Here is an 8,646-nt window from a genome sequence, read left to right on the forward strand (position 1 = left end):
GTCCTCTCAGGCTTGCGGGGGGGCTGCGAAGGGCACGTCCAGCGGCGCGGTGTCGAAGTTGCGCAGCAGTTCGATGAGGATCTGCGTGGCCGGGCCCAGGGTCTTTTCCTTGCTGGAGTAAAGGTAGAACAGCGGATGGCGGCTGCCACCCTGATCCAGCGGCAGGGGCTTGAGCACGCCTTCGCGCAGCTCGCGCTCGATCATGTGCCGGGGCAGCCAGGCAAAACCCAGGCCGCTGCCGACGAAGGTCGCCGCGGTGCCCAGGCTGCCGACCGTCCAGCGCTGCTCGGCGCCGAGCCAGCCGACATCGCGCGGCTGGGCCCGGCCGGAGTCGCGGATCACCACCTGCAACTGGCTTTCCAGATCCTGGAAAGTAATTTCGCGGCCCATGCGGTGCAGGGCGTGCTCGGGGTGGGCGACGGCGATGAACTCCACCGGGCTCAGTTCGGTGCCCAGGTAGCCGCCGATGTTGAAGCTGCTGATGGCAAGGTCGGCGATGCCTTCGTGCAGCACTTCCTCGACCCCGGACAACACTTCTTCGCGCAGGCGTACCCGGCAGCCGCGGCTCTGCGGCATGAAGGCGGCCAGGGCGCGTACCAGGCGGGCGCTGGGGTAGGCGGCGTCGACCACCAGGCGCACTTCGGCCTCCCAGCCCTGTTCCATGTGGTGGGCCAGGTCTTCCAGCTGGCTGGCCTGCTTGACCAGTTGCCGCGAACGGCGCAGCAGCACGCTGCCGGCCTCGGTCAGCACCGCCTTGCGCCCATCGATGCGCAGCAGCGGCACGCCCAACTGCTCCTGCATCCGCGCCACGGTATAGCTCACCGACGACTGCGAGCGGTGCAGGGCCTCGGCGGCCTGGGCGAACCCGCCGTGGTCGACCACTGCCTGCAGGGTCCGCCACTGATCCAGGGTAACGCGCGGTGCTTTCATCCAGGGCTCCTGTTGTCCTAAGCTGCGCTCTTCCCAAGGAGAGCGCCCGTATGAAGAAATGTTGTGCGGCTTTGCTGTTGTGCCTACCCCTCGGGGCCATGGCATACCCGATCGACGTGGAAAAGGACCTGACCGGGGTCAAGGTCGATTACACCGTCTACGACACGGCCTATGACATCGGCTCGATCAGCCTCAACAACTATGGGCAGGTGCCGGCGGCGTGCAAGGTCACCTTCCGCAACGGCCCTGAGGCGCCACGGGTGCGTCGGGTCAATGTGCCCGCCGGCAGGAGCGTGGATGTCACCGCCAAGTTCAACCGGCAGATCATCAAGCTGCGCATCGTGCTCGACTGCAAAGCCGAATAAACAGATTAATCGATAGGTTGATCCCACTTTTTACGCTTTTTTATCGATAGGTCAACCACTAATCTCACCTCCATCGAATCGCCACCCTTTACCGCCGATGGAGGCAGCCCATGTCCCGCATACTGATCATCGAAAGCAGCGCCCGCCAGCAGGATTCCGTTTCCCGTCAACTGACCCTGGACTTCATCCAGCAATGGCAAGCGGCGCATCCGGCCGACGAGATCAAGGTGCGCGACCTGGCGGTGAACCCCGTGCCGCACCTGGACGCCAACCTGCTTGGCGGCTGGATGAAGCCTGAGGAACAGCGCAGCGCCGCCGAGCGTGAGGCGCTGGCACGTTCCAACGTGCTGACCGACGAACTGCTGGCCGCCGACGTGCTGGTGATGGCCGCGCCGATGTACAACTTCACCATCCCCAGTACCTTGAAAGCCTGGCTGGACCACGTGCTGCGCGCCGGCATCACCTTCAATTACACCCCGACCGGGCCGCAGGGCCTGCTCAACGGCAAGCGCGCCATCGTCCTGACCGCCCGCGGCGGCATCCATGCCGGCGCCAGCAGCGACCACCAGGAACCCTACCTGCGCCAGGTGATGGCCTTCATCGGTATCCACGATGTGGACTTCATCCACGCCGAAGGCCTGAACATGAGCGGCGAGTTCCACGAGAAGGGCCTGAACCAGGCCAAGGCAAGACTGGCCGCGGTGGCCTGAGCCGCGACGAATTCCCAACCCTGACACCTTGTTGCTCCTTTGGGTGTGCCTGCCCGGCCAGTTCATGGCCGGGCTTTTTTATGCCGACCTCATGCCTTGCGCTCCCACAAGGGCAAATGCAAACCATGAATGTTCTGCAAGGCAGTTGCTCTCACAGAGAAAACACTGCTTTCAAGGCCTGTGATAGTGGGCTTGCCAGCGAAGAGGCTTTTACTGCCCCCACAATCCCCATGGTTGAACTGCCCAGGCCCAACCCGCTAAGGTCCCCGCCTTGATCCACGAGGGCCAACCATGGGCTACCTGATAATCGTCGCGCTGATCCAGGCGTACTCCTTCAACCTGATCGGCGAATATCTGGCCGGCCACGTCGACAGTTACTTCGCCGTGCTGGTCCGGGTGCTGCTGGCCGGGCTGGTGTTCCTGCCACTGACCCGCTGGCGCCAGGTCGAGCCGCGTTTCATGCGCGCGATGCTGCTGATCGGCGCGCTGCAGTACGGCATCACCTATGTCTGCCTGTACCTCAGCTTCCGCGTGCTGACGGTGCCGGAAGTACTGTTGTTCACCATCCTTACCCCGCTGCATGTCACCTTGATCGAGGATGCCCTGAACCGGCGCTTCAACCCCTGGGCGCTGCTTGCTGCCCTGGTGGCGGTGGCCGGCGCGGCGGTGATCCGCTTCGACACGGTCACCGGTGAGTTCTTCATCGGTTTCCTGTTGCTGCAACTGGCCAACTTCACCTACGCCGCCGGCCAGGTGCTGTACCGCCACTTGGTGGCCCGCCACCCCAGCGACCTGCCGCACTATCGCCGGTTCGGCTATTTCTACCTGGGCGCGTTGCTGGTGGTGTTGCCGGCCTTCCTACTGTTCGGCAATGCCCAGCACCTGCCGAGCACCAACACCCAGTGGCTGGTGCTGCTGTTCCTGGGCCTATGTCCGACGGCGCTAGGGCTGTACTGGTGGAACAAGGGCGCTTGCCTGGTCTCTGGCGGCACCCTGGCCGTGATGAACAACCTGCATGTGCCGGTGGGCCTGCTGCTCAACCTGCTGATCTGGAACCAGGACGAACCGCTTGGGCGTCTGGCCATTGGCGGTTCGGTGATCCTGGCATCGGTATGGCTGAGCCGCTTGGGCGGCCAGCGCGCGAGGCTGCCTGGAGCGGCCTGAGGGTCATTGCCGGCGCGGCAGGCCAGTGTGCACGACCAGGCACAAGGGCAGGATCAGCAGCAGCGTGCCTGCCAGCGCCATCAATCCCTGTTCCACTCCGGTGTGGTCGGATATCGCGCCGATCAGCACCGGCGCCAGCGCGCCGCCGCCGACGGTGCCGGTATAGAAGCAGGCGAACACCCGTTCCCACTGCTCGCGGCCGGCGAAGTCCGGCACCAGCCCGGTCAGTACCGATGAAGTGCCGTTGAGTGCAACGCCGATCAGAGGCATCACCAGCATCAACGGCAGATAGGGCAACAGCAGCGCTACCAGGATCAGCGCGGCGGTCAGCAGCTCGGTACAGACCACAGTGCGTACCGGCCCCAGCCGGGCGCCCAGGTAGCCGCAGAACAGCTTGCCGAAGGCGCCGCCGATGAACAGCAATGTCAGGGCCAGGCCGATCTGCGCAGTGGTCGCGCCCTTGCCCTGCAGCAGGAATGGCAGGAAGGTCAGAAAACCCATGCGCACGCCACTGTCGAGGGTGCCGGTGGCGATCAGCGCCGCGAGCCCCGACCTTGAGGCAACCTGGTCGTGGGCTGTGGCCTTGTGCGTTGATCGCCCTGCGGGTGGCGCCTGACGCAACAGCCACCACAGCGCCGCTGCCGCCCCCAGGCCGAGCAGGCCAAGCGCGGTGGCGTTGGCTTGCCATGACACATACACCAGCACCAGGCCGACCAGGCCGGGGATCAGCGCCTTGCCGATATCCCCGGCGAAGTTGTACTGGGCCAGGGCCTGTTTCACCTTGCCACTGCCTTCGTAGGCATCGGCGACCAGCGCGCTGGCCAGCGGGTGTTGGGTGCTGGCGCCGAGGCCGGCGAGCATCAGGGCCAGCAGCAGAAGGCTCAGGTCACTGGCCTGGGCGGCCAGCAGGTAGGCCAGCCCGGCCAGCGCCGTGCCGCGGACCAACAGGGCCTCGCGGCCCCAGCGCCGGGCGCCTTTGCTGGCCAGCAACTGAAAGCCCGCCATCATGCCGGCGTAGGCGCCGCGAAGCAGTCCGACCTGGGCGTAGCTGAGGCCGAAGGCGAACTGCCAGAGGGGCAGCAACACGTAGATGACATCGGTCAGCCCGTCATGCACGCCATGGGCGAGGCTGGCGGCGGCAAGCGCCTTGCGCCGAGGCGATGGCGGGGCGTCGTGCAGTGAAACGCTGGAAATGTCCTGAGGCATGGCTCGCTCACGAGGGCTGTGGCAGGCGTCTGTCGAGCGTCAGGGATGGGCGTGGCGAGTGGGCCGTCGATCTTCCGTGATGACGTCGTCCTGGATGGCCCTAGGTTAGAGCGTCTTGGGGGCGCAATGCAAAGGGGCGCCCGCTCGGGCGCCCCGATTGGACGGTCAGGCTTCGCTCAATGCATCCAGGCTGCGTGGCTGGGTCTGAGGCAACGGCCTGGTCGCCAATCCCACCCGCATGTCGTTACCGCTCGGTTGCTGGTACAGGCTCAGCCCGAACTCCGGCAGCACCGCCAGCAGGTAGTCGAAGATATCGCCCTGGATGCGCTCGTATTCGGCCCATACCGTTGTGGTGGTGAAGCAGTAGATCTCCAGCGGCACGCCTTCGGCGGTGGTCTGCATCTGGCGGACCATGCAGGTCATGTTCGGGTGCACGTTGGGGTGGTTCTTCAGGTAGGCCAGGGCGAAGGCGCGGAAGGTACCGATGTTGGTCAGCTTGCGGCGGTTGGCCGAAAGCTCCGCCACCGGGCCCAAGGCCTCGTTCCAGTGATGCAGTTCCTGGCGCTTCTGCGCCAGGTAGTCGCCCAGCAGGCGTACCTGGCCCAGGCGCTGTTCTTCGTCCGGACTGAGGAAGCGCACGCCGGCGGCGTCGATGAACAGGCTGCGCTTGATCCGACGCCCGCCGGACTGCTGCATGCCGCGGTAGTTGCGGAACGACTCGCTCATCAGGCGCCAGGTGGGGATCGAGACGATGGTCTTGTCGAAGTTCTGTACCTTGACCGTGTGCAGGGTGATGTCCACCACGTCGCCATCGGCGCCGGCCTGGGGCATCTCGATCCAGTCGCCGACGTGCAGCATGTCGTTGCTGGTCAGTTGCACGCTGGCGACGAACGACAGCAGGGTGTCCTTGTACACCAACAGCAGCACCGCCGACATGGCGCCCAGGCCCGACAGCAGCAACAGCGGCGAGCGGTCGATCAGGGTGGCGACGATGACGATGGCGGCGAAGATCCACAGCATCATCTTGGCCAGCTGCATGTATCCCTTGATCGAGCGGGTGCGGGCGTGCTCGGTGCGTGCGTAGATGTCCAGCAGCGCGTCGAGCAGGCAGGACAGGGCGCGGGTCATGAACAGCAGGGTCACCGCCAGGGCGACGTTGCCGAGGAAGTGCTGGGTGGTGGCCGACAGCTCCGGCACCAGCTTCAGGCCGAACTGCACCACCAGCGACGGGGTGGTCTGCGCCAGGCGGTGGAACACTTTGTTGTGGCGCAGGTCGTCCAGCCACCTGAGCGCCTGTTGGCGGCCGAGCAGGCGGGTGGAGTGCAGGATCAGGAAGCGGGCGAGGCGGCCGATCAGCAGCGAGACCAGCAGCAGCACGATCAGGCCGAGGGCGGCATGCAGCAGCGGATGTTGGTCGAGCGTGCCCCAGAGGTCGAGGGCGTCGCGCCAGAAGCGTTGGATGTCCATGGGCGTGAAAGCGGTCTGTGTTGCGGTATGAAGGGGTATTAGAGCGTGGATCGGCGCAAAGTTGCCAAAAGAAATTCGGTTCTGGCCACGGAAAACGTTACCCTATGCAACTGAATTTTTCGCACTTGCCCGAGGTTACCCCGTGTTTTCCCAATTCGCCCTGCACGAACGCCTGCTCAAAGCCGTGGCCGAGCTGAAATTTGTCGAGCCGACGCCGGTGCAGGCAGCGGCCATTCCCCTGGCCCTGCAAGGGCGTGACCTGCGGGTGACGGCGCAAACCGGCAGCGGCAAGACCGCCGCCTTCGTGCTGCCGCTGCTCAACCGCCTGGTCGACCGCAGCGGCCCGAGCGTGGAGATCCGTGCGCTGATCCTGCTGCCGACCCGCGAGCTGGCCCAGCAAACCCTCAAGCAAGTGAAACTGTTCTCGCAGTTCACCTACATCAAGTCGGGCCTGGTCACCGGCGGTGAAGACTTCAAGGAACAGGCCGCCATGCTGCGCAAGGTGCCGGATGTGCTGATCGGCACCCCTGGCCGTCTGCTCGAGCAGCTCAATGCTGGCAACCTGGACCTGTCGCACGTGGAGGTGCTGATCCTCGACGAAGCCGACCGCATGCTCGACATGGGCTTTGCCGAAGACATGGAGCGCCTGTGCAAGGAGTGCGAGAATCGCAAACAGACCCTGCTGTTCTCGGCCACCACCGGCGGGGCGGCCCTTCGCGATATCATCGGTAAAGTGCTCAAGGACCCCGAGCACCTGATGCTCAACAGTGTCTCGCAACTGGCCGAAGGCACCCGCCAGCAGATCATCACCGCCGACCACGACCAGCACAAAGAGCAGATCGTGCAGTGGCTGCTGGCCAATGAGACCTACCAGAAGGCAATCATCTTCACCAACACCCGTGCCCTGGCCGACCGTATCTACGGGCACCTGGTGGCCAAGGAGGTCAAGGCTTTCGTCCTGCACGGCGAGAAGGACCAGAAGGACCGCAAGCTGGCCATCGACCGCTTCAAGGATGGCGGCTCCAAGGTCTTGGTGGCCACTGACGTCGCGGCTCGCGGCCTGGACATCGACGGCCTGGACCTGGTGATCAACTTCGACATGCCTCGCAGCGGTGACGAATACGTGCACCGTATCGGTCGCACCGGCCGTGCCGGTGGCGAAGGCCTGGCGATCTCGCTGATCACCCACAACGACTGGAACCTGATGTCCAGCATCGAACGCTACCTCAAGCAGCAGTTCGAGCGCCGCGTCATCAAGGAGGTCAAGGGTACCTACAGCGGGCCGAAGAAGGTCAAGGCCTCGGGCAAGGCAGCCGGCAGCAAGAAGAAAAAGGTCGAGAAGAAGGCCGGTGGCGACAAGAAGGGTGCCGCCAAGAAGAGGCCTACCGCCAAGCCCAAGGCCAATGCGCCTCTGGCCAGCTCCGACGGCCTGGCACCACTGAAAAAGCGCAAGCCAGCCGCTGAGTAAATATCACCGGCAATGAGCCCGCCACTGCAACGGTGGCGGGTTGCTTCACCTCCTTCCCCAGGGCGCGTAGCCCATTTCCCAAACCCTGTTCAAGCCCGGGCATTTTGTCGCCTACCCGCCACACTCCTCTGGCATGTGCAGTCAAGGAGGAGTAGCGTATGTACAGCTGTAAATACGATTGTCCCGTACGATTTGAATGGGACGAGGAAAAGAACCTGCTCAACATCCGCAAGCACGGTATCGACTTCAACGACGTGCCCGAGATGTTCCGCCAGCCGATGCTGGCGTTGCGCGATGAGCGATTCGAGTACCCGGAGGCACGCTGGATCGGCATGGGCTGGATCAATGCCTGGGTCAGCCTGGTCGCCTACACCGAACGGCAGGGTGATGTGATCCGCATCATTTCCGCCAGAAGAGCCACCCGACGTGAGGTAACGCGCTATGTCGAAACCGTCCATAAACTGTGAGCAAGACCAAGCCCCGGTCGATACCTCGGACATCCCCGAACTCGACGATGACTTCTTCCGCCGCGCCGAGCTGCGAGTGCCGGCCAAGCAAACGGTGACCATCCGCCTGGACGCCGACGTGCTGGCCTGGTTCAAGGAACAGGGCGCCGGCTACCAGACCCGCATCAACCAGTTGCTTCGCCAGTACATGCAGGCCCAGCAGCGACGCTGACACTGGCGCGGTCAGGTTTTCCTTTCCGCTTCTTTAAGTTCCTGGATGCGCTTGTCGATCAACTGGCATTTGTCCGGCAAGTCCTTGCTGGCCGTTCCGAGCTCCATGTGCTGGAGCTCGTCGTTTATCTCCTTGGCCTTGCGCGGGTTCTGTTCGGTCAACTGACTGACCAGCCCTGCCAGTTCTTCTCTTTTTTGCGTGGCCTCTTCCGGTGTGCAGGCCAAGATGGGCTGTGCACAGAGCAGGGTGGCCGCGCAGATAAGGCATGGCAACGGTTTCATCCCTCGACTCCTTGTTACCAGTGGATTCAGTCCGGTGGAGGCGCCGGGCTGCCTGGAAGTTCAGTCGAGGTGATTGCTGGAAGGGTTCCTTGAAGATTTCACGGTTTTTTGGCGATATTAAATTGACGTCATTGTAGTGGCTAAATAATATCTCGCGCTCTTTTTCCGTGGTCCAGGGACTGGATGATGTCTATGCGTTTTAACCGGGGGCGAGCTTGCATGCTTGCTGCCTTGCTGGCCTGCACGACCATGGGTACGGCCCGTGCTGCCTCACCCGGGAGGGTGTCAGAAATTTTGTGTTCGGGCATAACATGAGTAAGAGGTGCATGTATGCCAACCAAAAAGAAACCCTTGCGTGACCTGCCCAAAATCCCCAA

General features: G+C 63.6%; 11 protein-coding genes. 6 read left to right on the plus strand and 5 right to left on the minus strand.

Annotation, left to right across the window (positions count from 1 at the left end; all coding sequences use genetic code 11):
• Nucleotides 1–6 precede the first annotated feature (6 nt).
• Nucleotides 7–930: a LysR family transcriptional regulator gene (locus AC25ND_RS17825; protein ID WP_028693074.1), complete on the minus strand. Its 924-nt coding sequence runs from the start codon at nt 928–930 to the stop codon at nt 7–9.
• A gap of 50 nt (nt 931–980) precedes the next feature.
• Between AC25ND_RS17825 and AC25ND_RS17830 the strand changes: the two genes are divergently transcribed.
• From AC25ND_RS17830 to AC25ND_RS17840, 3 genes are all read left to right on the plus strand, one after another.
• Nucleotides 981–1,295 carry a hypothetical protein gene (locus AC25ND_RS17830; protein ID WP_028693075.1) on the plus strand — a complete coding sequence of 105 codons (315 nt, stop codon included), beginning with the start codon at nt 981–983 and terminating at the stop codon, nt 1,293–1,295.
• Nucleotides 1,296–1,405: 110 nt separating this feature from the next.
• On the plus strand, nt 1,406–2,005 hold the full coding sequence (locus AC25ND_RS17835; protein WP_486976460.1) for an FMN-dependent NADH-azoreductase: 600 nt from the start codon (nt 1,406–1,408) through the stop codon (nt 2,003–2,005).
• 291 nt (nt 2,006–2,296) lie between these two features.
• A complete protein-coding gene (locus AC25ND_RS17840) occupies nt 2,297–3,169 on the plus strand; it encodes a carboxylate/amino acid/amine transporter (protein WP_182323182.1) in 873 nt (290 codons plus the stop codon).
• 3 nt (nt 3,170–3,172) lie between these two features.
• On the opposite strand, the gene AC25ND_RS17845 is transcribed toward AC25ND_RS17840, so the two are convergent.
• Both AC25ND_RS17845 and AC25ND_RS17850 read right to left on the minus strand, forming a co-directional pair.
• Nucleotides 3,173–4,375: an MFS transporter gene (locus tag AC25ND_RS17845; protein ID WP_182323184.1), complete on the minus strand. Its 1,203-nt coding sequence runs from the start codon at nt 4,373–4,375 to the stop codon at nt 3,173–3,175.
• 165 nt (nt 4,376–4,540) lie between these two features.
• Complete coding sequence (locus tag AC25ND_RS17850; RefSeq protein ID WP_062360613.1) at nt 4,541–5,842, minus strand: mechanosensitive ion channel family protein; 1,302 nt, start codon at nt 5,840–5,842, stop codon at nt 4,541–4,543.
• A 142-nt stretch (nt 5,843–5,984) separates the two neighbouring features.
• Between AC25ND_RS17850 and AC25ND_RS17855 the strand changes: the two genes are divergently transcribed.
• The 3 genes from AC25ND_RS17855 (at nt 5,985) to AC25ND_RS17865 (ending at nt 7,988) form a co-directional block, all read left to right on the plus strand.
• On the plus strand, nt 5,985–7,310 hold the full coding sequence (locus tag AC25ND_RS17855; protein ID WP_028693084.1) for a DEAD/DEAH box helicase: 1,326 nt from the start codon (nt 5,985–5,987) through the stop codon (nt 7,308–7,310).
• Between the two features lie 158 nt (nt 7,311–7,468).
• Nucleotides 7,469–7,777: a BrnT family toxin gene (locus AC25ND_RS17860; RefSeq protein WP_028693085.1), complete on the plus strand. Its 309-nt coding sequence runs from the start codon at nt 7,469–7,471 to the stop codon at nt 7,775–7,777.
• A complete protein-coding gene (locus tag AC25ND_RS17865) occupies nt 7,752–7,988 on the plus strand; it encodes a BrnA antitoxin family protein (RefSeq protein ID WP_028693086.1) in 237 nt (78 codons plus the stop codon). The genes AC25ND_RS17860 and AC25ND_RS17865 overlap by 26 nt, the downstream gene beginning before the upstream one ends.
• Before the next feature lie 11 nt (nt 7,989–7,999).
• On the opposite strand, the gene AC25ND_RS17870 is transcribed toward AC25ND_RS17865, so the two are convergent.
• On the minus strand, nt 8,000–8,269 hold the full coding sequence (locus AC25ND_RS17870; protein WP_028693087.1) for a hypothetical protein: 270 nt from the start codon (nt 8,267–8,269) through the stop codon (nt 8,000–8,002).
• A gap of 140 nt (nt 8,270–8,409) precedes the next feature.
• Nucleotides 8,410–8,646, minus strand: a 237-nt coding sequence (locus AC25ND_RS17875; protein WP_486976461.1) for a hypothetical protein, incomplete at its 5' end; no start/stop codon positions are given.

Source organism: Pseudomonas sp. P110(2024) (assembly GCF_057480795.1).